The sequence below is a fragment of the Chloracidobacterium sp. N genome (genome assembly GCF_018304765.1).
Lineage (GTDB): Bacteria > Acidobacteriota > Blastocatellia > Chloracidobacteriales > Chloracidobacteriaceae > Chloracidobacterium > Chloracidobacterium aggregatum.
The window spans coordinates 686,340-709,547 of sequence record NZ_CP072643.1 but is presented as its reverse complement, the minus strand read 5'-3'; the positions used below and the strand labels follow the sequence as shown (position 1 = coordinate 709,547).

The following is a 23,208-nucleotide window of genomic DNA, read 5'->3' as shown; positions in this document are numbered from 1 at the left end:
GAATCCTCCTAAGAAGTGTGTGCGGTGTGCCTACCGCAGGTTGTTGAGCGCCTGCATCACGGCGTCATTCATGGCTTTCTGCAGGTTTGACTTTGCCGCGCCAGCCTGCGTAATCGCATCTTTGATTTGCTGAAGGGCAAACTGATATTCCTGCATCTTCTGCTGATAGCGCAGCCGTTCTTCGTCGGAGGCATTCGGGCCCGGCATCTGCGGCTTTTCCGGCAGGCCGAACTCACTGCTGTTGGCACGCGGCATCACGGCCGTTGAAGGCGTGCCGGAAGAAGCCGGTGGCCCGGTTGCGGCCGGTTGCCCCGTCGAAGGTGAAGAAACCTGCGCCTGCTTGATCTTGTCCTCAACCGCTGTACGCCCGGTGATGGCATCCATCAGCGTCTTGAGGGCTTCGTTGAACTTCGTCAGCGCCGAGGAAATGTTCTGGAGGCGCTGGCTGAACTGCTGGAGCCGCTGCGCGAAATCGCCCAGACCCTTCGCGGCACGGTCAATGAAGCTGGTTGCCCGACCAAAGGGGCCAAGCGGCGGATTCTTGGCGATGTTGAGATTGCCGCCCCGGAGGAAGGAACTGCTGATGCGCTGAACCAGGTTGGTGAGTGCGTTACCAATGCCGCCCCCACGGAGAAAGGATGTGGCGATACCGAGCAGAGGATTGCTGCCGGCGACGGTCCTGAGAATCGGTACGGCCACGCGGGCAATACCACCGAGTATCTTTCCTAACGGCATGACGAGCCTCCCTTTCATAAATCAGGCCCGGGTGTGACCCAGGCCCGCAGGCTTAGCGCAGGTTGTTGATCATCTGCATGATGGCGTCGTGCGCCGCTTTCTGCAGGTTCGACTTCGTCACGCCTTCCTGCGTGATGGCGTTGACCGCCTGCTGGAGGGCGAACTGGTAGTTCTGCATGTCCTGCTGATACTTGAGACGGTCGGTGTCTGAAGCATTGGGACCGGGCATCGTGGGCTTGGGTGGAAGACCGAAGTTCGACATTGTGAGAAGGTTCCTTTCTTTGGGAGTGGGTCAATAAAGACCGGTAGGGTTTACTGAATGCTGTCGCCGCCCTGCTCGGCAGCTTCCTGCACAATCTGGTGAATGCCCAGCGCAATGGCGCGGGCGCGATTGGCGCCGGGGTCCTTTTCTTCCGGGTCGAGGTCAATGGCGCGTTGCAAGTCGGCGATGGCCTCTTCGTAACGCTCCATGCGCAGAAACACCTCGGCGCGATTGACGTAGGGGGCAATCATCTGCGGGTCAAGGGCAATCGCCCGTTCGAGGCTGGCGAGTGCCAACTCATCTTCCTGCGTCCGGGTGTAGAGCGCACCCAGTGCGGCATGGGCGGCGGCACTGGTCGGATCGACTTCAACCAGACCCTCGAAAATTGTCCGGGCGCGCTTCAGGTCGCCTTGCTCGTAGTACATGGCGCCAATCTCGCCCATGCGTTGGAAGTCTTCATCGGTAATGCCAAGTTGCTGGCGTGGCGTTTCGTTTCCGTTGGCACTCATCGGGAGGGTCTCCTGTACGTTCTCTGTGGTCATCGGATTCGGACGCAACCGTGAAGGCGTTTCCGCTTGCACTCTCGTTATCGAAACGGGCGTCACGGTGTTGCGTCCAAAGCGGCGGAACCGGGAAAATTTTCTGCCTCGCGTTTGTGGCGCACGCCAGGAACATCGAGGTTACGGCGGCGTAACGTTGGCCGTGAACACATCTGAAGTTTACATGTACGCGCTAGCATGACCGAACATTGGCTGGAGAGACAAGAGCCACGGCGGCGAATCCCCGGTTCACATCCGGTTGCCGGCCGGAGGAGTTTCTGAATGGAAGTCAAACTCATCGTGCGTGAGGTGGGCGCACCACCTGCCGCCAAGCCCCTGCTGGAAGATGTCTGGCGCACGAGTGTCATCAGTGTGGGAAGCAGCCCCCAGGCCACCCTGCGGCTGACCGGTCTGGGGATTGCCGCCGAACATGTGATCATCTTCGAGGAAGACGGGCACATCACCTTCGTCAACCATGGCGACGGCACACGCCTCAACGGCCTGCCGGTCCGCATCGGCGACCGGCGGCCGCTGACCTTTGGCGACCGGATACACATCGGCAACTACGTCATCACGGTGCTCGACGGCAACTCCCCGGCGGCCCGACTTGATGACCCCCGGGCCACGAGCCTGCTCCAGGCGGCCACCCGTGAGCTGTTCACGAGTGGCATGAAGTTCGATCTCGACAGCCTGCTGCCGGCGGCATTCCGCCCTTCCAGCCTGCGCAAGTCACTGGAGATTCCCGAAAACGCCAGTTTTGCGCAGATACTCGAAGCCATGGTCGCCCCGGAGGACAGTTTCCGCTTCGTCATCGAGGGGGGCTACCAGCCGAACGTCTCCCTGCCGCTGCCGGCCGGGGATGCGGAAGTCCCGCTGGGATGGGAGGCTTCGGGCCTGCGCATCACGCTCAACCAGCAGGAACTGGTGACGTACTGTGCGCTCGTCCGCAAAACCGGGGAGCGGGTTGTCCTGCATCCGGTGCTGGCCGAGCACCGCCTGACGGTCAACGACGAGCCGGTGACCGAGCCACGCGCCCTCGTTGACCGCGACCGCATCCGGTTTGCCTCGCCGCTGACCCGCCCGCTGGAGCGGCCCCTGCCGACGCTCGTTTTCCGTACGCCAGCCACCCTGTCCATGCTGACCGACGCCGTGGCAACGGCCCCTCTGCGGGAAGCAGAGCCATTTCTGAACGGGGAGCCGGCTGACCTCGAATCTGCCGGCTCGCTGGAGACCGATGAAGCGTCCCTGCGCCAGGTGCTGGAAATGCCGGCCGTGACTGAAGCGGACATCCGTTCCGTGGCGCCCGAAGCGCTGCCATCGGCGGCCGCGCCCGGTGCGCCACCAGCGACCGGAGTTGCACCGGCAGTGACAGCGCCGGCAGCGGAAGCCGCGACGTACTATTATCTGGGTTATTTCACCGGCGTTGAACTGGCGGTCATGGCTGTGGGGACGCTTCTGGGGGCGCTGCTCGTCTATGTGCTTCTTGAAACGCTCTAGGCCGGCGACGCTGTGTGTTGCCCGGTTTGTCCAAACGCTTCTGATTCGACGGTGACTGGTGCGGAGAAAACCATGACTTCCCTGACTGACCAGGTGAAAAGCTTCAGCGGCATTGACTTTGCCGCGGCCCTCTCGAAAAACAGCGACCTGCTGATTGCGGCCGGAATGATTGTGCTCATCGGCACGATCATCGTGCCCGTGCCGACCTTCATCCTCTCCATCCTCATCGTGGTCAACATCACCATTTCACTCGCGGTGATGATGGTGTCGCTCTACATTTCGAGTCCGTTGCAGCTTTCGACCTACCCGACCATCCTGCTGCTGACGACGCTGTTCCGGCTGGCGCTGAGCATTTCCTGTACGCGCAGCATCCTGACAAAGGGCGATGCCGGCGATGTCATCAAGGCGCTGGGAGAAATCACGGCCCAGGGCAACCTCGTCGTCGGGTTCGTGATGTTCATCATCCTGCTGGTCGTCCAGTTTCTGGTCGTAGCCAAGGGCGCTGAGCGCGTCGCGGAAGTTGCCGCCCGGTTTACCCTCGATGCGCTGCCCGGCAAGCAGATGGCCATTGACGCCGATATGCGGTCGGGCCTCATCACGATGGATGTCGCCAAAAAGCTCCGCTCAGACTTGGCGAAGGAATCCCGGCTGTACGGTGCGATGGACGGGGCCATGAAGTTCGTCAAGGGCGATTCCATTGCCACCATCATCATTGCCGTCGTCAACATCGTGGCCGGGATGGCGATTGGGGTGCTGTACAAGGGGCTTTCCCCGGCCGTGGCGGCGAAGAAGTACCTCATCCTGACCATTGGTGACGGCCTCGGCGCTATCTTCGCCTCGATCTTCATCGCCATTTCAGCTGGTCTGGTGGTGACGCGCGTCGCCGGCGACGATACCGACGAAAGCAGCAACGTCGGCGCGGACATGAGCGCCCAGATGCTGGCCAATCCCAAACCGCTGCTCGTGGTTTCGGGGCTGTTGGGTTCGCTGGCTGTCGTGGCGGTACTGGCCGGGAGCGTCGTCGCCCTGCCGGTGCTCATCGTGGCGGCGGTGGTGGCGCCGGTGGCGTTCAGTCTGCGCAAGCGCCAGCAGGCGTTGGCGGCGCAGGCGGCCGAGAAGAAAGGGGCAACGGCAGAGACGCCCGAAAGCGACGACATCCAGCCGTCCTACACCGTTCCGATGGCGATTGTCACCAGCCCTGAGCTGGCGCCCTACATTGACCCGGAATTTCCGGCCGGGGCGAAGTTCCGCGAAGGGCTGACGGCGCTGCGCAACACGATGTACTACGACACCGGCGTGCTCATGCCGCAGATTTACGTCACCGGCAACGCCCCGCTCGAACCCTTCCACTATGTGTTTGCCGTCAAGGAAGTACCCGTGGCGCAGGGCGTCGTCAAACCGTTTCACTTCTACGTCAACGATTCGGTGGAGAACATCCGGGTGTTTGGCATTGAGGGCGAGGAAGTGCGCAACCCGGCCGATTTGCGTCCCGGCGCGTGGGTGCCCGATGACTACCGCCTGCTGGCGGCCGTGGCCGGTCTCAAAATCTGGGAGCCGAGCGACTTTCTGCTGCTCCACATCTCGAACATCCTGCGCCGTCACGCGCATGAATACGTGGGCATCCAGGAAGCGCAGGCGCTGCTGGATTTCGTCGGGCGCGGCGCGCCGAAACTGGTGGAGGAAGTCGTCCCGAAGATTGTTTCGCTGCACCTGTTCACGGATGTCCTGCAGCGCCTCGTGCAGGAAGGCGTCTCGATCCGGGATGTGAAGTCCATTCTCGATGCGCTGGCGGAATGGGGACGCATCGAGAAGGACCCGGCGCAACTGACCGAATACGTGCGCGCCTCGATGAAGCGGGTCATTTCCTTCAAGGCTTCCGGCGGGCGCGGGACGCTGTTTGTCTATCTGCTTGACCCGGAAATTGAGGACATCGTACGCGGCTCGATCCGGCGCACCTCGACTTCGGCCTTTCTGGCGCTCGATCCGACGATCAGCAATGACATTCTGGCGGCGCTGCGCCATGAAATCGGCGAGTTGCCACCCACGGCCCAGAAGCCCGTCATCGTGACGGATATGGACATCCGGCGGTTTGTCCGCAAGCTCGTGGAAGTGGAGTTTCCGAACGTCTCGGTGCTTTCCTATCAGGAGTTGTCGCCGGATTTGACCATCCAGCCCATTGCCCGGATTGCCCTGCCGCACGGCGGGCGACTGGCGGCCTAGCCGGGTTGGGTGGGAAATGCTGCGCCGGCCGGCGCTGGCGGTCGGCGCGGTTTTTTCTGCATCCGTCAGGTTTTTTGTAGCCCCACCTCTTCATGTGGTGTTAGATTACCAACACTTTCTGGTGTTCCACACCCGTCCTGTTTTGGGTAGCCGAGTCTCTGCCCGGTGGAGTCCTGGTGCGTTGTTTCTACCTGATCCAGCTCAGGTTCAGCCGTCGCACCACAAAGGGATAACACGCCACTTACGGAGACCAACATCGTGACCGTACAACCTGTGCATCACCCTTACGCCCGGCATCGCTGGCCGTCGCTGGCCGCGGTGCTGGTGACACTGCTGTCTTTTGCCGCCTTCCATCCCCCGGTTCCGGCGCAGGACAGGAAACCGGCCGAGACCAATCTGCGCATGACGGTCAGTGAGACGCCGGGGCGCAACAATGGTCAGCGGACAACAGACCTGCCGCCCACGACGCTTTCTTCACCCGTCGTGCTGTGGGACAACGGCCCGTTCAACAATGTGAATGGACGGGCCTCCGAGGAAAATACCGCCATACCAAGCGCCCGCTCGGCCGATGACTTCGTGCTGACATCGAGCGCCACTATCGGGACTATCACCTTCGACATTTACGCCAGCACACCGACCACCCAGCCCGGCGCCGTGGACATCTATGCCCACAGCGGCGGGATCGGGCCGGTCAACGCCCTGCCGCTGGCCACCTACACATCGACGACCTTCACCGTTGTCGGGTCAGGGTTTGGTTTCGACATCCGGCGCTACACGGTGACGCTGTCGCCGCCGCTGACGCTGGCGGCCGGGCGGTACTGGGTCAGCGGATATGTGTTTGGCGGCGGCAGTGGGCGCGGGTTTTTCGCCAATTCCAACGGCGCTGTGCCGAACCCTGAGCAGGAAGGCCACTTCCGCAGCGCCTTTTTTGGTTACCCGAACTGGACGCCACAGAGCTCCGATGGATTGCCACCACACTTTGCGTTTACCGTGCTGGGGTTCAGCAAAACCAATGTCAACGCGAACGTGAACCTGGTGACCACGCTTACCGGGCTGCTGGGGTCGGCCTGTTCGCCGAACTACCTGAACCAGTTCAACATCAACGCCAACCTGGTCAACACCGGGGCGGCGGTGCTGGGCAATCCCGAGTTTCAGGTCGTGGAACTGCAACAGGCCAACGGAACGCCGCCGCCCAATCCCTACCGGCTCAAGACGGCCGATGATTACGTGCCCTGCAACACTGGCGGGGTGGTGGGTTCAACGCAGCAGGTATCGCCAGCACCGTTCAACCTCAACCCGGGCGCTTCCGTCCCGGTGGCGTTTCAGCTTGACCTGCCGGGCCCCATTCAGCCGCGCCGGTTCCGGTTTTTCGTGGATGTGTTTGCCGTGGTGGGTGGCGTTTCGGAACACGTGCCGGACGGCGGCAAGGGGTTGAAGCGGGAGCGCCTGGGGCAGTTGGCCATCGAGGTGACGGGCTTTGACCGGAGTGGAGAGCCGCAGTTGTCGGCGCGGTTTGTGCCGGAGCGGAAAGGGAACGGAAAAGGCATTGGCGTTGGCGTGCAGGGGGTGAAGGGGGCGCTGGTGCGGCGCTAGGAGACAGTTGAACCCCTGTGGCTGACTGGCGGGCGGACCTGCCGGCGCGCATCCAGCGCTGGAAGCTGTGTCTGCCAGAAAGGTCAGTGCCGGTAAGCGGTCGGCGGCGTTGGGGAAGCCTCAGCGCCGCCGATTGGCTTTTCCAACTGATAGCCGGAAGACACCGGCGTGTGTTGCCCAAGGTAACGCCAGCCGAAGAGCGCCGGAAGGACGCTGTTGATGACAAACAGCAACAGCGTGGCATTGACGGCCGTGGCGACCTGTACGCCACAGGTGTGCAGCAGTGCCGCGGCCGTCCCCTCGCGGACGCCCAGACCGGCCGGCGTGATGGGCACCAGATTGGTGAGCAGAATCCAGGGAAAGGCAAAGGCCACGGCCGCAAAGGCCACCGGCTCGAAGGCGCAGGCCAGCACGTACAGCGACACGACATCCAGCGCCATAAGCACAATACTGGCAAGAAGGTTGACCGCCACATCGCGCCGGCGCAGCGCCGCAAAGGCCGCCGCCAGCGTGGCCAGCCGCGTGCGTACCGGCTCCGGCAGCCGTTCCCACCGGAGCACCACCGGAACGACAGCCGGCAGCGCCAGAACCAGTCCCCCGGCGCTGAGTCCGGCCAGAACGAGCCAGCCACGCCATGCCGCCGGCGCAACGGCCGCCGTGCCAAAACCGGCCGCCATGGCGATGGCCGCCACATCGGCAGACCGATCTACAAGAAACAGCCCGCCCACGGCCAGCCGCGCGCCCGGCGGAAAGGCCGCGGCGCGCCCAACCTCGCCGATACGCCCCGGCGTCAGCAACCCCAGCGCCATGCCGCCCAGCAGGGAGCGCCAGGCGTAAGCCACCGGCAAGCCCGGCAGGACGCGCCGGAGCAGAACCCACCACTTGGCCGCCCGGATGACCAGCATGATGCCGCCCAGAAGCAGAGCCAGGGCAATCCAGTGCCGTTCCGCCCGGCGCAGCGCCGCCAGAACTCCGCCCAGGTGTCCCGACCGGGCCAGAAAAACCACGAGAGCCAGCAGGAACAGCCACCGGACGACGGTCCACCACCGGCGCGGCGGTCGTCCGTCCGGCATGGCCGTTGTCGTCGTCACAACTGGAAACCATCCCCAAGCTGGCGGATGTCGCGCGGGGGCAGAGCCGTACGCACCGGCGGCCGCCCACCCTGCTCGATGAACGTCAGCAGCGCCCGCGCCCGCTGGATGTAGGGTGGCGGCGTTGGCTCACGGACAAGCGCCACCGCCCGCTGCAAATCGGTGCGCGCCCCGGCAATGTCACCCAAGTGGAGCAGGGTTTCACCCCGGTTGACGAGCGCCACGGCGTCGTCGGGTGTCGCCGCCAGGACGCGGTTCAGATGGGGAAGCGCCCCGGCATAGTCGCGGATACGCAGTTTGAGCGCACCCAGCGCCGACTGGAAGTACAGCGTCGCCGGCACGAGCGCCGCCAGCCCCTCAAACACCGTAATGGCTTCCGCATGGCGGCCCTGCTCGGCCAGACTGTAGCCCAGGTCGGTGACAAGACGGACTTCTTCGGGCGTCCAGCCGGTCGCCGCCGCCAGCGACAGCCCTCCCTGCAACCAGTCGTGGTCCTGTTTGGTGAGCATGGGCGCTTTCACCTGAAATGTCCTGCTGCTGCGCACAACGCTACCCGTGGAAAGGCACAACTGCAAGCCGGCCTTTTCCAGTCCCCGGAAGCGCCACAGAAAGCCGGGCTTTGACATTTCAAGCCGGCTTTGCGAAAACAAGACGCTTGCCTGAAATCCACGGCGCGCAAGGTATCTCCGGCAACGGCATCTCCGGCATCGGTCGCATCCGCCCTATGTTGAAAAAGATTCCCCTGCACTGGCAAATCCTGGCCGGGATGGCAGCCGGCATTCTCATCGGCTTTGTGGCCGACCGGCTGGGGGCGCAGCAGGTCGTCAGGCACTGGATCAAGCCCTTCGGGACGATCTTCATCAACCTGCTCAAGATGATTGCCGTGCCGCTCATTCTGGCCTCGCTCATCAAGGGCACGTCCGACATGAAAGACATCGGCCGCCTGTCCCGGATGGGCGGGCGGACCTTCGTGCTGTACCTGCTGACGACCGCCGTGGCCGTTGCCCTGGGGCTGCTTATTGTCAATGTCGTCAAACCGGGCGCCGGTGTCACCCCGGCCACACGCGAAACCCTGCTGCGCGCCTACGCCGGTGAGGCCGGCCAGCGTATCAGCACCGCCCAGGCCGAGCAGGAAAAAGGGCCGCTCCAGCCGCTGGTGGACATCATTCCCGACAACGTCTTTGCCGCCACGACGGACAACCGCCGCATGCTCCAGGTTATTTTCTTTGCGCTGCTGGTCGGCGTCGGGCTGATGCTTGTGGCGGAAGACAAAGCCAAGCCGGTCAAGGACTTCTTCGACGGCCTGAACGAAGTGATTCTCCGGTTGGTGGACCTCATCATGCTGGCCGCACCGGTGGGCGTCATGGCACTGCTGGCAGCCCTGATGACGGAATCGCCCAGCGCCGACATTCTGGTGAGCCTCGTCTGGTATGCGCTGTGTGTGCTGGCCGGCCTCGCCGTACTGGTGCTGCTGTTCTATCCGCTGCTCGTGCGGACCGTCACCGGGAAATCCTACGGCTTCTTTGTGCGCGGCATCCTGCCGGCGCAGTTGGTGGCCTTTTCGACGAGTTCGAGCGCGGCGACCCTGCCCGTGACGATGGAGCGCGTACAGGAACATCTGGGCGTTCATGAAGAAGTCGCCAGCTTCGTCCTGCCGGTCGGCGCGACAGTGAACATGGACGGAACGGCGCTGTACCAGGGCGTGGCGGCGGTATTCATCGCACAGGTGTTGGGCCTGAACCTCGACCTCGGCGACCAGTTGAGCATCCTGCTGACGGCGACGCTGGCCTCGATTGGAGCGGCCGCCGTGCCCGGCGCCGGACTGGTCATTCTCGTCATCGTTCTGGGTGCCGCCGGGATTCCCCAGGAGGGACTGGCGTTGATTTTCGCCATTGATCGCCCGCTGGACATGTGCCGTACCGTTGCCAATGTGACGAGCGACGCCTGTGTGTCCATGCTGGTGGCCCATAACCTGGGTCTGCTGGGCGAACCGCACGAGCGCCGCTTGGATGACTTCTATCCCAAACACACGGCGTCAGTTTCGGAGACGCCGGAATAGGCCCGGGCGCAGCGGCCCCTGGGTTTCCGACAGTCTCCGGCCGGCTGCCACGCGGAGAACAACGCCATGGGAAATCCCACCGACTGGTTACTGGCACTGGCGCTGGCGTATGAGCGCAACACCGCACAGCAGCCCATTCCGCCTTCCGAACTGTTCGCGCTTCTGCCGGCAGAGGCGCAGCAACGCCTGACTTCCCGCCAGCAGGAAATAAGCGCGCAGGATGACGCCACGGTGACGGCCTGGCTGGCGCAGACGCTCGACGGTTTGCGGCAACGGGTGCGGCAGCGGTCACCAGCGCTTGATGAACGGGTTCATCCGTCGCACATCGCGGCGGCGCTGCGCCATGAGCCGCTCTACATTCAGCGGCTGTTGCTGGCGTCGTTGCCGGCTGCCATTGGAACGGCCGTGGCGCGCGCGCTCCGCCAGAGCCAGATGCGCCTCAACATGGATGACCTCGCCCCCGTAGCCCCGGTGCTCAATGCCATCCGCCAGCGTTTCCTGAGCCAGTTCGTGAGCGCCGACCAGATTGCGCCGCTGACGGTATTTGACGAACTGACCGAAGCTGAGTTGTACCGGGTGGCGCACGCCGTGGGCGTTGCCGAGGTGGCGCTGGCCAGCTATGACCTGCCCACAACCGAGGCCGTGACGGCATTGCTGCGGCGCTTTGCCGAAGCCGAGGCCCGTGCCATCGCCGAACAGATTGCGGCGCTGCGCATCCGGCCCCGCCCGCCGGCAGCCGCGCGGCGGGAGTTTGCGCGCCAGCTCGTACGGACGGCCATGACGGCCCACAAACGCGACCCCGAACTGGTGACGACGCTGGGCTGGCAGGTCATCATGGTGGCGCTGCCGGCCGCCGGTGACGCCAACCGCCTGGCCTTTGCCTTTCAGAAGTTGCCGCCGAAGCTCGTCCGGCGCCTGCAGGAGTGGCTCGACGCCCCACCGTCCACAGCCCGCCCGGAGCTGCAAAAACAACTGTTTGAAGACGTTTCGCGCTGGGCGCAACATCATCGTAACCAATCTATGCCCGACTTGTCGGGCGCAGCCGTCGCGCTCGAATAGCGCCCGTTGGTCCGGCCCACGTTGCCTATGCTCGTCGTCAAGCCATCTGTCCCGGAGTTGATTCCGCTCACCGGGGGTATCGTCAAACGCGCCGTCGTCGAGGCCCGCGCCGAGGCCCGGCGGCTTGTGCGTGAGGCACAGGCTGAAGCTGACCGGCGCATTGCCGAAGCGCAGGCCGAAGTGGAGCGGATTCGTGCGGAAGCCTGGAAGGCCGGTTACGAAGCCGGACTGGCGGAGTTCACCACGCGCCTGCTGGATCTCCAGCACCGCCGCGAGGCGCTGCTCACTCAGGCTGAACAGGAAGTGCTGCGTCTGGCGCTGCGGGTTGCCGGGAAAATCGTCGGGCGGGAGCTGGAAGTCCAGGAAACAACCCTGCTGGACATTGTCCGCACGGCGATGCGTAACCTCCGCCAGGCGAGTACCGTGACCATCTGCGTCAATCCGGCTGATGTACCCCGGCTCGAACGGCACCGCGAAGCCATTGAAACCCTCCGGCGGGGGCAGTTTGTCAACATCGTTCCCGATACCCGCGTGTCGGTGGGGGGCTGCATCCTGGAGAGTGAATCCGGTATCGTAGATGCCCAACTCGACACCCAACTGCGCGTCATCGAGCAGGCGCTGCTCGAAATGCATGCCATGCAGCGGCGTGAAGCGCGTCAAAGCTCACCTGAATGAACTTTCGGACGCAACAGAAACCCGCGGACAGTGCCCGCCTGGTGGCTCTCGGCATCGCCACGGCAGTGTGCCTGTTCCTCTCCATTCTGCTCGGCGGCGGATTGTGGTTTTTCTTCGGAGGGCAGTCCCCGCCATCTCCGGTGGCTGCGCCGCCATCCCCGCCAGCCAACCTGCCAGCGTCGCCGCCGCCGCCCGCGCCGTCACCGGTGCCACCCACGCCGGTCATCGGCACCGTTCTCATTCCGGGTGGAACGGTCGCTGTGGGCGGCGTTGAGGGCATTCCCCCACGCAAGGTTGCCGTGGAGACGTTTTTCATCTCCGAAACGGAAGTGACCAACCAGCAGTATCACGAATTCATCGTGGCCACGCGCCATGCCGCCCCGGCCGGCTGGACGGGAAGCAACTTTCCCGTCGGAACCGCCATGCAGCCGGTGACGAATGTTTCCTGGCACGACGCCAATGACTTCTGCACCTGGTATGGCACGAAAATTGGCGCGACCGTCCGCCTGCCCACCGAAGCCGAGTGGATGCGCGCCGCGCAGGGCGATGACAACCTGGTGTATCCTTGGGGGCGCACCTGGCAGGACAACGTGGCCGCTTCCAAACAGACTGGCGGCAAGATATTTCCGGTCAAGAGCTTCCCGGCCGGGCGCAGCCCCTACGGCGTCTATGATCTGTCCGGTAACGTCTGGGAATGGACGAACGATGTGGAACTCGATGCCGAAGGTGCGCCAAAAACGGACGAAAAGGGGCAGACCCGGCGCATCATCAAGGGTGGCTCGGCGGACGAGGAGCCGCGTACACTGAGCCTTTCCGTACGCAAGGCCGTTCCGCCGACGGTGACGGACCCGATGCTTGGATTTCGTTACATCGTCGTGCCAAGCTCAGCACCGGCAAACAACGCCACGACCGTCGGCACGCCCCGGCCGTCCACGACGCCCTAGACCCAGGCCAACCCCTGGCGAGGTAAGCTGATGAGGTGAGGAAGCATGACCCGGCCATCTGATGCAATGCTTGTGGGGCTGCTCATCGGGCTGATGGGTGGGAACTGGTCGGAGGCTTCCTGCCTGGCCCAGGAATCCAACATCGAGCGGCGCGTGAAGGGTGAGCCAAAGCCGGCCGAGCCGGCCCCCGAACCGGAGCCCGGTCCCGCTGGCGACAGAAAAGCTGCACCACGTCCACGAACTCCAGCGTCGCCACGGAAGAAGCCCGTTCCGGCGACGGAACCGGCGCCGCCGCCGGCCGCCCCGCCAGCCGAAGCGCCACCCAAGCCGCTGGACATTCTCGTGACGGTCAATGTGTCCCAGGCTGACATTCTCGTTGGGGAAAAGGTGGTTGGCGTCGCCCGCCGCGACCAGCCGCTCAAGCTCCAACTGCTGCCCGGTGTCGTGCGCATCAGCGCCACGAGTGAGCACTACCTGCCCTTTTCCCAGGAAGTCGAGATCATCCCGGAGACAAAGCGCCTCGACATTGCGCTGGATTACGACGTTGGCGCGCTGCTGGCGCGCTATGAGAACCCCCGGACGACGAACCTCGTCACGGCCGAGGAGTGGGAAGCTCTGGTGGAGACGGCCAACCGCCACATCGAGGCCGGAGACCTGCGCATCGAGTACCGGGCGCTGGGGCTGTTGGGCCAGGGCCAGTTGGCGCTGCGCATTGGCGATACGGCCAGCGCCATCCCACGGCTGCTGGAAGCGACCCGGCTGGTGCCGGCTTCCTCGATTGCCAACTATGCCCTGGGGCTGGCCTGTCTGGCCGCCAACCAGCCGGCCGAAGCCACCACTGCCTTCCAGCGGGCGATTGCCGCCAATCCCGTGCTGCCCATGGCGCACTACGGCCTGGGGCTGGCTTTGCTGCGGCGCGGTCAGTCGCGCGAAGCCATCGCCAGTCTGGAACGCGCTGAAGCCCTGGGTTACGCGCCGCCGGAACTGCCGTTGCAGCTTGCCCGCGCGCTGGTGGCCCAACGGGCCTATGGCGCGGCCATCGAGCGCTTGCGGCCGCTGATGCTGTCGCCTTCAGTTGAGGTGCTTGTTACGCTGGGCGACGCCTACGCCGGGCAGAAGAAAACCGATATGGCGCGGGAAGCCTACGAAACCGCCCTGCAACGCAACCCATCCTCGCCCTTGCCCCATGCGCGCTTGGGCGAAATGTTGTTCCGCGCCAAAAAGTACAAGGAAGCGCGCCCGCACCTTCAGCAGGCCGTGGAGCTGGACCCGGATGGGCAACAGGTCAACACGACCGAACTGCGTACGTTGCTCCAGAAGGCCGCCGGCAAGAAGAAGTAGAAGGCAGCGGATGCGAGAAGATGTCTGTTTCCGGGACGCAACATCGGCCGCGAAGTACCGAAAACCTGGATGGGCCGCCATGTGCCGTTACGTTTCACTGTTCGGAGTCATGCACCAATGAAGGTCAACCCGTCGGCAAACCCGTCAGCGTCTTCCCGTCCCACCGGCAAACCGTCCACTCCGCCACCGACGCGCGGCTTTGATGACCTGCTCGGCCAGCTCGATGGACTGACCGAAGGCGAAGCCGCCGGCCAGCCTGACGCGGCCGCCGCGTTGGGACAGGAATCCCTGCACGAAGCGCAGGCCGAAAGCGCCGGCGCGTCCGACCACAAACAGACGGCCGAAGACGACCGGAAGACCCCGACCGCCGCCGAGGATGCGGCCCGCGCGGCCATGCTCCCGACCAACCGGGAAATCCGCCCGGAAGCCACGGCCGAAGTGACGCCGCGCCGTATCCTGCACGTCCTCGACATGGAAAAAATCGTGGCGACGGTGCGCACGCAGACCTTTTCCGGCAACGAAGCGCAGGCCACGATTCAGCTCAGCCATTCAGTGCTGCACGGGCTGAGCATCACGCTACAAACTGACGCCCGCGGCCGTGTCTCGGCGGAAATCACGGCCACGACCGAAGCCGCCAAGCGCATCGTGGATGCCCACGCGCGCGAACTCAATGAACTGCTCCAGGCGCGGGGTCTCGATGTGGTTTCCTTCTCGACCAGACTGGCCGGCGCGGACGCCGGGGCGTCGTCCGGCAACGGCGGCGATGGCTCGGCGGCGTCAGGCTTCGGGCAGCACCAGATGACCGACACAGTGGCCGAAAGCGTGGAAACCACGGACGCCACCACCCCGGCGGCACTGCCCGGCGGCGAGAACATCTACACGGCCTGAACGGCGTTCCCGTCAACGGCTGCCTGCATCGTGCGGCAGAACTGCTCCACAGCCGGCCCGAAGTCTTCCCCGGCGGCGCGGATGATTTCGATGATCCGCGAGCCGGTGATGACCCCATCCGCGCCCAGCGCCACCATGTGTTGCGCGGCCGCCGGCGTCGAAACCCCGAATCCGACACAGAGCGGCAGGTTCACCACGGCGCGCGCCCGTTCCAGCGTCACCCGAAGCTGGTCGTCGAAGTGCGTCTGGCTGCCGGTGATGCCCAGGCGTGAGACGACGTAAAGAAAGCCCTCTGCCAGCGCGGCCAGCCGCTGCAACCGCGCGGCATCCGTCAGCGGAGAGACCATGAAAATCGGCGCAATGCCGGCCTGCCGGGCGGCGGCCGTCATTTCGGCCGCCATTTCCGGCGGCAGGTCGGCAATGAGAACGCCATCCGCGCCGGCCGCGTGCACATCGGCAAAAAACTGCCCGGCCCCACGGGCTGCCACCGTGTTGTGATAGACCAGCAGACCAATGGGAATGTCGGCATCCCGTTGCCGCACCTGGGCGATGAGCGCCAGCGCATCGTGAACGCCGAAACCGGACGCCAGCACGTCATGGGTGGCCTGCTGGATGACCGGCCCATCGGCAATCGGGTCACTGAAGGCAATGCCCAGCTCCAGCGCCGTCGCGCCGCCGGCCAGCATGGCCTCGATGCTGGCCAGGCAGCGCGCCCGGTCAGGGAAGCCGAGAACGGTGAAGGGAATGAAGGCTTTTCGTCCAGCCTGGCGAAGCGCGGCAAACCGCGCGGCATACCGATTCATGGTTGGTAAGGGTTCGTTCGTGCGGGAGTGTTGGATTCAGGAAGCATAGCGCAGCGGATCGGTTGCGCCAGCCTCGGCAAATCCTTTCAGACGAAAACGGCAGCTATCACAGCGGCCGCAGGCGAGTCCTTCCGGCGTCGGGTCATAGCAACTGTGTGTCAGGCCGTAGTCTATGCCCAGCGCCAGTCCACGCCGGATGATTTCGGCCTTGGTCAGCGTGATGAGCGGCGCGTGAATCTTCCACGGCCGGGCGCCTTCAACGCCGGCGCGGGTCGCCAGTTTGGCCATGGCTTCGTAGGCGCGCAGATATTCCGGCCGGCAATCGGGATAACCGGCGTAGTCATAGACGTTGACACCCAGAAAAACATCCGTGCACGCCAGGGTTTCCGCCCAGGCGAGCGCAAAGGAAAGAAAAATCGTGTTGCGGGCCGGAACGTACGTTGGCGGAATTCCCACGCTTTCAAGCGGGCGGTCTTTGGGTACGGGCAGATCAGAGGTCAGCGCCGAACCGCCGATGGCGCGCAGGTCGAACGTCACCACCAGATGGCGGGCCACGTTGAACGCCGCTGCCACCCGGCGGGCGGCTTCCAGTTCCAGCCGGTGCCGCTGTCCGTAGTCGAACGACAGGGCATGGCAGGTGAAGCCTTCGGCCTGAGCAATGGCCAGCGCGGTGGTCGAGTCAAGTCCACCGCTCAGCAGAACGACTGCCGGGCGGGATGAATGGCTCATCTGCGACATAGGGTGACTTCACGTGCGGGCATGATGGGGGCGGCAGGCATCACTGGCGGCTGTCGAAGACAACCTTGCCGAGATCACGCTCAACCCGGCGTTGGGCGCGCAGCCGTTCGGCTTCTTCGAGTTCCAGTGTGATGATGGGGAATTCATAGAGCACCTGCCCTTGGGCATCGGTGCGTATCTCGCCGGGCAGGTCGCGCACCAGCCGCGCCAGGATGTCTTCGACGGTCTTTTTTGAGAGTGGTTCGGGCCCGCTGGGCTGATTGACAATATGCAGCACCTGTTCCGGCGTTTGCGCCCGGCCGCGGTTGAGAAAGATGGCGCGCATGACCCTGCGGCGTTGGTTTTCGGCGTTGCGGCGCGCCTCCCGCCACAGTACCACCGGCAGGCGCAGCAGGGGCACGGCAAAAAAGATGACCGAAAAAAGCAGGGGCACGGTTCCCAGCCAGAACACCGACAGGGCCTCCTCGAACGCACCGGACAGGATGATAAGCGAAAACAGCAGGTTGAAGCCGTTGAGAAAGACAATCAGGACATTCATCTGGGGCGTATTGCCGGTCAGAAAGTGCGGCGGCTCATATTCGTCCCAGTAGTACACGATACGCCCCTCATCCTCACCGGCGGTACGCAGCAGGCGGTCAAACAGCCCGTACATCAGCTTGCGGTCGCTAATCCGAATATCGCCCTGAAAGCGTCCGATGCAATCGGAGAACAGAAGCGCCGCCGGCGTCGAGTCCAGTCCCGTCAGCGCCTTGATTTCAGAAACAAAAAGAATGCCCTTGTTGCGGCGCACATAGGCGGCGATTTCCTTCTGGTTTTCGAGTGGGTCACGGGTTACGCGCGGCGGCCCGAAAACGAAGTCATACACGGAAGCAATAAAGCTCTTTTTGGCAGGTTGTGCCGTCTGGGCGTTCTTCGGCTGGAAGGGGGAAAGGGGGGCGGACTTGGGCTGATAGGTTGCGTACCGATAGCCATGCTGATCGGTCTGGTAGGTTGTCGTCGTCGCCGCCGTCCCCCAGTCGAAAATGGCCACGAACAGCCGCGCGGCGTAGTAGATCAGGTGAAACGGAGCCGCACTCCGCGAGCGTCGTCCCTTGCTTTTGTTGCCTCCCGCAAACAGCAGTGCAATGACGGCCATCACGAGTATGGTGAGGAAAATCAGAAAATAGACCACCAGTGTGATGGCAATCCACGCCTTGAAGAACAGGACAAAGCCTTTCCACAACAGCTCCAGAAACTCGTCGAGATATTCACGGAATGATTTTTCATCGCGGCGATGCAGTCGCGGGCCGAAGTCATAGATGAGGTCGCCGTTTTCTGTGACCTGAAGAACGCAGTCATAGCGCATGAGCAGTTCACGGAGCGCAGCTTCGGCTTCGTCAATGGACAGTCCGGTGGTTGCGGCCGCCTCAGTGAGGGTCAACCGTTTGGCGCCTTCCGCCAGCCGGCGTTCCATCACGCTGAATCGTTCTGCCGGAGTGAGGTTGGTCATAGAGGCGTTGGACTGAAGCAGGATCGGGACGAAGCAAGCATACGCAAGCTACCGCCCGCCAGGCAAAACGCGGCCGCAGGAGTCCGAAAACCCGGTTGGTGCCACCACACCGGACAAGGCGACACTCAGAGAGCGGCCACTCAGACTGGACGGTAGGCGGTGGCAGTTGCCGGTCGCTCGACAAAGAGTGTCGCGCCGGCCGCCGCCAGCAGGCTGGCCCCGCCCAGCAGCACGACATAGAGCGGGTTGCCACCAAACACGTACTTGACGAGCGGCTGGAAGGTCAGCGCCGCCGCAATTTCAGGCAGCACGATGAAGAAATTGAAGACGCCCATAAAGACGCCCATCCGGTGGCCGGGCAGGGCGCGCGCCAGAATGGCGTAGGGCATCGAGAGAATCGAGGCCCAGGCAATGCCGACGCCAACCATGGCGACCAGCAGCCAGTAGCGGTTGGCGACGAGTCCCGTTGAGAGCAGTCCCAGCCCGCCACAGGTCAGGGCGATGGCATGGACGGTTGCACAGCCATGACGCGCTGCCAGCTTGGGCAGGGCAAAGGCCACGACAAAACAGACGACCGAATACGTGGCAAAGCAGATGCCGCCCCAGTTGATGCCTTCGTCGTAGGCTGGAGCCGCCGGATCGGCCGCTCCGAAGATATGACGCGCGATGGCCGGGCCAAAAAACAGCCACATGCAGAACAGCCCCAGCCAGGTCAACACCTGCACCACAGCCAGCCGCTTCATCACCGATGGCATGGCCGTCAGGGCATTTCCAATGTCGCCAACCCAGTCAAAGACACCGGCCTGCGCCTTCGCCCGGCGGAACGCCTCCAGGTCAGAGGGCGGGTCTTCGGGCGTCGTCAGTACCGTGACAAGTACCGCGCCCAGAAACGCCGCCGCACCAAGCTGGAAGGAGTAGAGCGTTGCCAGTGGCACGCCATTGGCGGCGCGCCCGGTGATGTCCAGCCATTCGCGCAGGATGTAGGGAAGAATGTTAGCCAGCGTGGCGCCAACACCGATGAAAAAACTCTGCATGACGAAGCCCAGCGGACGCTGTTCGTCATCGAGCCGGTCAGCGACAAAGGCCCGGAACGGCTCCATGCTGACGTTGATGCTGCTGTCGAGAACCCAGAGCAGCGTCGCCGCAACCCACAGCGCTGGCGAGTGTGGCATGGCAAACAGCGCCAGACTGGCCAGAATGGCCCCGGTCAGAAAGTAGGGCCGGCGGCGGCCCAGGCGCGTCCATGTCCGGTCACTCAGCGCGCCGACAACAGGCTGGACGATGAGGCCCGTCATCGGCGCGGCCAGCCAGAGCAGGGGAATCTCATCCGGCTGTGCACCGAGTTTTTCGTAGATGGCGCTCATGTTGGCCATCTGCAGGCCCCAGCCGAACTGGATGCCCAGAAAGCCAAAATTCATGGTGAAAATGTCGCTCATCGGGCGACGACGCGACAGAGCAGAAGACGGAGACGAGGCCATGGTCATTTTGTTCTCCGGGTACAAACACGGCGGTTGCCATTGCCGGGTGACGTTGCCGAAGGGCACCAACGGGGGGCACCAGGCACACCATCGCTCCCAGGAACCCGGAACCAGTTTTTTTTCACCTGTCGGCCGGGGGATGGTTGACACCGTGAAACAGACTTCGTAAGTTTCCGCACGCTCTAACACGCTTGTAACGCAGCGTCAACATTGATGACGCGCTCATTCCGCCTCCCCCCAACGGAGTGGGCCCTGCCGCCAAGGGTAATCAGGAGATGTGCGCCCGGAAGCGCGCCTGCATCCAGATCTGATGAGCGGACGTACAACGTGCGCAGATGCTTCAGCCCAATTTGACCCGACTTGGCCACCCCCTGTCGGCTGCGATGAGAGCGTCATTTCTCAGGAGGAATCCCCCTATGTCTTACGCTCACCCCGCGCGCATGGGGCGGTGTGTGTCAGCCGCAGAAACCGGTTTGAAACGGCGGCGAACACATTGCTGGCTCCGTTCGTGCGGCATACTTTTGGGCGTTCTGTTTGGTTTCGTCTGGCCGGCGCTGGCCCAGAGTGATACGGCGCGGCTGACCGGTGTTGTCACCGACACCAGCGGCAGCGTCATTGCCGGCGCGACCGTCACCGCCACCGAAACCGCAACGAATGCCAAGCTTGAAACAACGACCAATGCGGATGGGGTCTATGTGTTCCCGGTACTCAAGGCCGGAACCTACCTCATCGAATTTTCAGCGCCCAACTTCAAGAAACTTGCTCGCCCGGAAGTCGTTTTGCGCGTCAATCAGGTGCTCAGCCTGAATGCCGAGCTGGAGCCGGGCAACATCACGGATGTCGTGGAGGTCACGGCTGGCGCGCCGCTGGTGGAAACCGCGAGTTCGTCCGTCGGGCAGACCATCACCGGCCGGCAGATCGTTGACCTGCCCATCAACGGGCGGAACTTCACCCAGTTGGCCACGCTGACGCCGGGCGTGACGCGCGGCACACCGGGCAGCAACGCCGATGGGTCCGGCGGCAACGCCGAAACCTTCCGCCAGGGTGACACCGGCTCGGCGGCGCTCTCCGTCAACGGTCTGCGGGAGCAGAACAACAACTTCACCCTCGACGGGATTGACAACAATGAGTCCATTGTCAACAGCATCGTGTTTTTCCCGCCCATTGAAGCTATCGAGGAGTTTCGGGTCATCACGAGTGTGGCCCCGGCCGAGTTCGGGCGTGGTGGCGGGGCTATTGTCAGCGCCACGATTCGCTCCGGCTCGAATGATTTTCACGGCTCGGCTTTTGAGTTTTTCCGCAACTCGGCCATGGATGCCCGCGCCACTGATCTCGTCGGCTTTGTGCCGCCCAAACCGGTGTTCATACGGAATCAGTTTGGCGGCACCTTCGGCGGCCCCATCGTCCGTGAAAAGACGTTTTTCTTTGCCGACTACCAGCAACTGCGGCAGCGGCTGCCGCGTGAGGAAGGACGCACCTTCACCGTGCCGACGGCGCGCATGCGGCAGGGCGATTTCAGCGAACTGCTCAATCCCAACTTCACCGGTCTGGGCGCGGCGGTGCAGATTTTCGACCCGCTGACCGGAGAGCCGTTTCCGGGCAACATCATTCCCCAGAACCGGCTCGACCCGGCTGCCGTCCGGTATCTGAACTTCTTTCCGCTTCCCGACCTGCCTGACCGGGCGCGCTTCAACTTCTTCAACCGCCAGCTCCAGCGGCAGAACTTCAAGGGCGGCGACCTCCGGCTGGACCACCGGTTCACGGAGCGGGATACCGTCTTTGTGCGGTTCAGCATTGCCGACGACCCGCAGTTCGATCCGGGGCGGCTGGGCATCAACGCCCAGACCGGCTTTGGTTCAGGAACGAACCGGCAGTTCAACCACAGCGTGATGGGCAACTACACGCGCACGTTCACGCCCAATGTCGTCAATGAGCTGCGGTTTGGCTACGTCAAGCAGAACATCGAGTTCCTGCCGCTCGGCTTCGGGACGGACCTCAACCGTCAGCTTGGCATCCCCGGCATCAACGGCATCACCCGCGCCAACGGCATTTCGCTCATTGGCGGCGGCAACGGGGACTTTCTGGAATACCTGGGCGACTTTGGCGAGTTCATCCTCAACCAGCGGACAATTCAGTTCACCGATGCCGTGACCTGGGTTACTGGCAACCATTCGGCCAAGTTCGGGGCTTCCATCATTCAGCGCAACATCCGCTCGGTGCAGGCGGATTTCAGCAAGGGCTTCTACTTTTTCTCCGACCAGGTCGTGACCTTCACCCCTGGCGGGCCGCCGCCGGCGAGTCCGGGCCTGGGGCAGACCGGCTACCAGGTGGCGCAGATGCTCGTCGGGCGCACAGCCTTTACCACCACGGCCAACCCGGAAATCCCGGCCGCGACGACGCGCAGCTATGAGATGGGCTTTTTTGCGCAGGATGACTGGCGCATCAACCGTCGGCTGACGCTCAACGCCGGCCTGCGTTATGAGCTGTTTACGCCCTACTACGAACTCAACAACCGGATGGCCAACTTTGACCCGTTCAGTGGGCGTATCCTGCTGGCCGGGCGCGACGGCAATTCACGTTCGCTGGTGGATACCGACCGCAACAACTTTGCCCCGCGCATTGGCGCGGCTTTCGACCTGTTCGGCAATGGGCGCACGGTGGTGCGCGGCGGCTGGGGGCTGTTCTATTCGCTGGACCGCGGCGGCATTGCCAACCAGTTGACGCAGAACCCGCCGTTCATCGTGACGCAGTTCCGCTTCGACGGCCCGGGCTCGAACGTCCGGTTGGGCCAACCGATCCCCCCACCTGACCCGATCAACCCTGCCTCCCCGAACCTTCCGCCCGGCACGCAGATTCGCTTCACCCCGCGCAACACGCGCAACACGCGGGTGCAGCAGTTCAATGTCACCTTCGAGCACCAGTTGACCGACTTTCTGGCCTTCCACATTGCATACGTCGGCACACGCGGCGACAACGTCACGGCAGTGACCACCGTCGGTGGCTTTGGAGACGCCGAAATCACCCGGCGGTTGACGACCATCGCCAACGTGGGCGAATCCCGCTATGACTCGCTCCAGATCAAGGTCAACCAACGGGCCTGGAAGGGATTGAGCTACCTGGCGGCCTATACCTTCGGGAAAGCCACCAACAACTCACCCGGGCCGTTTCCCGGAACGGGCGGCGCCGGCCGCTCCACGCCGGCCGATCCCGGCGGACTTGCCCCCGGTCTGGCCGACTATGACGTACGGCATCGGTTCACCTGGGCCTTCAACTACGACCTGCCGTTTTTCAGGGAAGCCAGCAGCCGGGTTATCCGGGCGCTGCTCTATGGCTACCAGCTCAACGCCATCCTGACGCTGCAGGGCGGAACGCCCTTCTCGGTCTTTGGCGGCGATGGCGGCCGGGCGCGGCTTGTGCCGGGGCAGGACCCCAATGCCGGCCGGCGCAGTGCCGCGCGGTGGTTCAACACCGATGCCTTTGCACCCTCCGCCAACCCGTCCGAACAATACCCACGCAACGCCTTCCTCCGGTCACCGGGTATCTCCACGGTGGATGGCTCCATCTTCCGGCGCTTTACCATCACGGAGCGCGTCAATCTGGAGTTCCGGGCGGAGGCGTTCAACCTGTTCAACAAACCCCAGCTTGGTTTCCCGAACGTCTTTCTGGGCGGCGACTTCGGGCGCATTTTCTCGGTGCGCAACCGCTCGAACCGTTCGGTACAGCTTGGCCTGCGGCTGTCCTTCTAGCCTGTCACCTGACGCACCCCGGGCGTGAGCGGAATCCTGTTCCGCTCACGC

Annotated in this window: 19 protein-coding genes; 10 read left to right on the top strand and 9 right to left on the bottom strand. The window is 63.7% G+C overall.

The window, feature by feature from the left end; all coding sequences use genetic code 11:
- Nucleotides 1-30 precede the first annotated feature (30 nt).
- Genes J8C05_RS13995 through J8C05_RS13985 form a run of 3 tightly spaced genes read right to left on the bottom strand, consistent with a single transcriptional unit; the run spans nucleotide 31 to nucleotide 1,506 of the window.
- Complete coding sequence (locus tag J8C05_RS13995) at nucleotides 31-735, bottom strand: hypothetical protein (protein WP_211423369.1); 705 nt, start codon at nucleotides 733-735, stop codon at nucleotides 31-33.
- Between the two features lie 52 nt (nucleotides 736-787).
- A complete protein-coding gene (locus J8C05_RS13990) occupies nucleotides 788-997 on the bottom strand; it encodes a hypothetical protein (protein WP_058865798.1) in 210 nt (69 codons plus the stop codon).
- A 50-nt stretch (nucleotides 998-1,047) separates the two neighbouring features.
- Nucleotides 1,048-1,506: a tetratricopeptide repeat protein gene (locus tag J8C05_RS13985; RefSeq protein ID WP_058880936.1), complete on the bottom strand. Its 459-nt coding sequence runs from the start codon at nucleotides 1,504-1,506 to the stop codon at nucleotides 1,048-1,050.
- Between the two features lie 312 nt (nucleotides 1,507-1,818).
- Between J8C05_RS13985 and J8C05_RS13980 the strand changes: the two genes are divergently transcribed.
- From J8C05_RS13980 to J8C05_RS13970, 3 genes are all read left to right on the top strand, one after another.
- Complete coding sequence (locus J8C05_RS13980) at nucleotides 1,819-3,033, top strand: FHA domain-containing protein (RefSeq protein ID WP_211423368.1); 1,215 nt, start codon at nucleotides 1,819-1,821, stop codon at nucleotides 3,031-3,033.
- Nucleotides 3,034-3,105: 72 nt separating this feature from the next.
- A complete protein-coding gene (gene sctV / locus J8C05_RS13975) occupies nucleotides 3,106-5,253 on the top strand; it encodes a type III secretion system export apparatus subunit SctV (RefSeq protein ID WP_211423367.1) in 2,148 nt (715 codons plus the stop codon).
- Nucleotides 5,254-5,511: 258 nt separating this feature from the next.
- Nucleotides 5,512-6,846: a hypothetical protein gene (locus J8C05_RS13970; RefSeq protein WP_211423366.1), complete on the top strand. Its 1,335-nt coding sequence runs from the start codon at nucleotides 5,512-5,514 to the stop codon at nucleotides 6,844-6,846.
- 83 nt (nucleotides 6,847-6,929) lie between these two features.
- On the opposite strand, the gene J8C05_RS13965 is transcribed toward J8C05_RS13970, so the two are convergent.
- The gene (locus J8C05_RS13965; protein WP_211423365.1) at nucleotides 6,930-7,937 is read right to left on the bottom strand and encodes a lysylphosphatidylglycerol synthase transmembrane domain-containing protein; all 1,008 of its coding nucleotides are present in this window, start codon (nucleotides 7,935-7,937) and stop codon (nucleotides 6,930-6,932) included.
- Nucleotides 7,934-8,446, bottom strand: coding sequence for a tetratricopeptide repeat protein (locus J8C05_RS13960; RefSeq protein ID WP_211423364.1), 513 nt, complete (start codon nucleotides 8,444-8,446; stop codon nucleotides 7,934-7,936). The genes J8C05_RS13965 and J8C05_RS13960 overlap by 4 nt, the downstream gene beginning before the upstream one ends.
- Before the next feature lie 146 nt (nucleotides 8,447-8,592).
- Between J8C05_RS13960 and J8C05_RS13955 the strand changes: the two genes are divergently transcribed.
- The 6 genes from J8C05_RS13955 to fliK all read left to right on the top strand — a co-directional run bounded on the left by J8C05_RS13955 (nucleotide 8,593) and on the right by fliK (nucleotide 14,903).
- Complete coding sequence (locus J8C05_RS13955; protein WP_459543844.1) at nucleotides 8,593-9,996, top strand: dicarboxylate/amino acid:cation symporter; 1,404 nt, start codon at nucleotides 8,593-8,595, stop codon at nucleotides 9,994-9,996.
- 66 nt (nucleotides 9,997-10,062) lie between these two features.
- Nucleotides 10,063-11,055 carry a hypothetical protein gene (locus J8C05_RS13950; RefSeq protein WP_211423363.1) on the top strand — a complete coding sequence of 331 codons (993 nt, stop codon included), beginning with the start codon at nucleotides 10,063-10,065 and terminating at the stop codon, nucleotides 11,053-11,055.
- 27 nt (nucleotides 11,056-11,082) lie between these two features.
- Nucleotides 11,083-11,730 carry a type III secretion system stator protein SctL gene (gene sctL / locus J8C05_RS13945; protein ID WP_211423362.1) on the top strand — a complete coding sequence of 216 codons (648 nt, stop codon included), beginning with the start codon at nucleotides 11,083-11,085 and terminating at the stop codon, nucleotides 11,728-11,730.
- A complete protein-coding gene (locus J8C05_RS13940) occupies nucleotides 11,727-12,674 on the top strand; it encodes a formylglycine-generating enzyme family protein (RefSeq protein ID WP_211423361.1) in 948 nt (315 codons plus the stop codon). Before sctL ends, J8C05_RS13940 begins: the two co-directional genes overlap by 4 nt.
- 45 nt (nucleotides 12,675-12,719) lie before the next feature.
- Nucleotides 12,720-14,015 (top strand): tetratricopeptide repeat protein, encoded by a 1,296-nt coding sequence (locus J8C05_RS13935; protein WP_211423360.1) that lies wholly within the window; start codon nucleotides 12,720-12,722, stop codon nucleotides 14,013-14,015.
- A 117-nt stretch (nucleotides 14,016-14,132) separates the two neighbouring features.
- Nucleotides 14,133-14,903 (top strand): flagellar hook-length control protein FliK, encoded by a 771-nt coding sequence (fliK, locus tag J8C05_RS13930; protein ID WP_211423359.1) that lies wholly within the window; start codon nucleotides 14,133-14,135, stop codon nucleotides 14,901-14,903.
- On the opposite strand, the gene trpA is transcribed toward fliK, so the two are convergent.
- The 4 genes from trpA to J8C05_RS13910 form a co-directional block, all read right to left on the bottom strand.
- Nucleotides 14,891-15,706, bottom strand: a complete 816-nt coding sequence (gene trpA / locus J8C05_RS13925; RefSeq protein ID WP_211423358.1) for a tryptophan synthase subunit alpha — start codon at nucleotides 15,704-15,706, stop codon at nucleotides 14,891-14,893. The two genes, fliK and trpA, sit on opposite strands and share 13 nt — an antisense overlap.
- 36 nt (nucleotides 15,707-15,742) lie before the next feature.
- Nucleotides 15,743-16,435, bottom strand: a complete 693-nt coding sequence (gene queC, locus J8C05_RS13920) for a 7-cyano-7-deazaguanine synthase QueC (RefSeq protein WP_211423357.1) — start codon at nucleotides 16,433-16,435, stop codon at nucleotides 15,743-15,745.
- A 49-nt stretch (nucleotides 16,436-16,484) separates the two neighbouring features.
- Nucleotides 16,485-17,933 (bottom strand): hypothetical protein, encoded by a 1,449-nt coding sequence (locus J8C05_RS13915; protein WP_211423356.1) that lies wholly within the window; start codon nucleotides 17,931-17,933, stop codon nucleotides 16,485-16,487.
- Between the two features lie 140 nt (nucleotides 17,934-18,073).
- Entirely contained in the window at nucleotides 18,074-19,417 is a 1,344-nt protein-coding gene (locus J8C05_RS13910; RefSeq protein ID WP_246840772.1) for an MFS transporter, read from the bottom strand.
- A 515-nt stretch (nucleotides 19,418-19,932) separates the two neighbouring features.
- On the opposite strand from J8C05_RS13910, the gene J8C05_RS13905 reads away from it, so the two are divergent.
- Nucleotides 19,933-23,157, top strand: coding sequence for a TonB-dependent receptor (locus tag J8C05_RS13905; RefSeq protein WP_211423355.1), 3,225 nt, complete (start codon nucleotides 19,933-19,935; stop codon nucleotides 23,155-23,157).
- The last annotated feature ends 51 nt before the right edge of the window (nucleotides 23,158-23,208 follow it).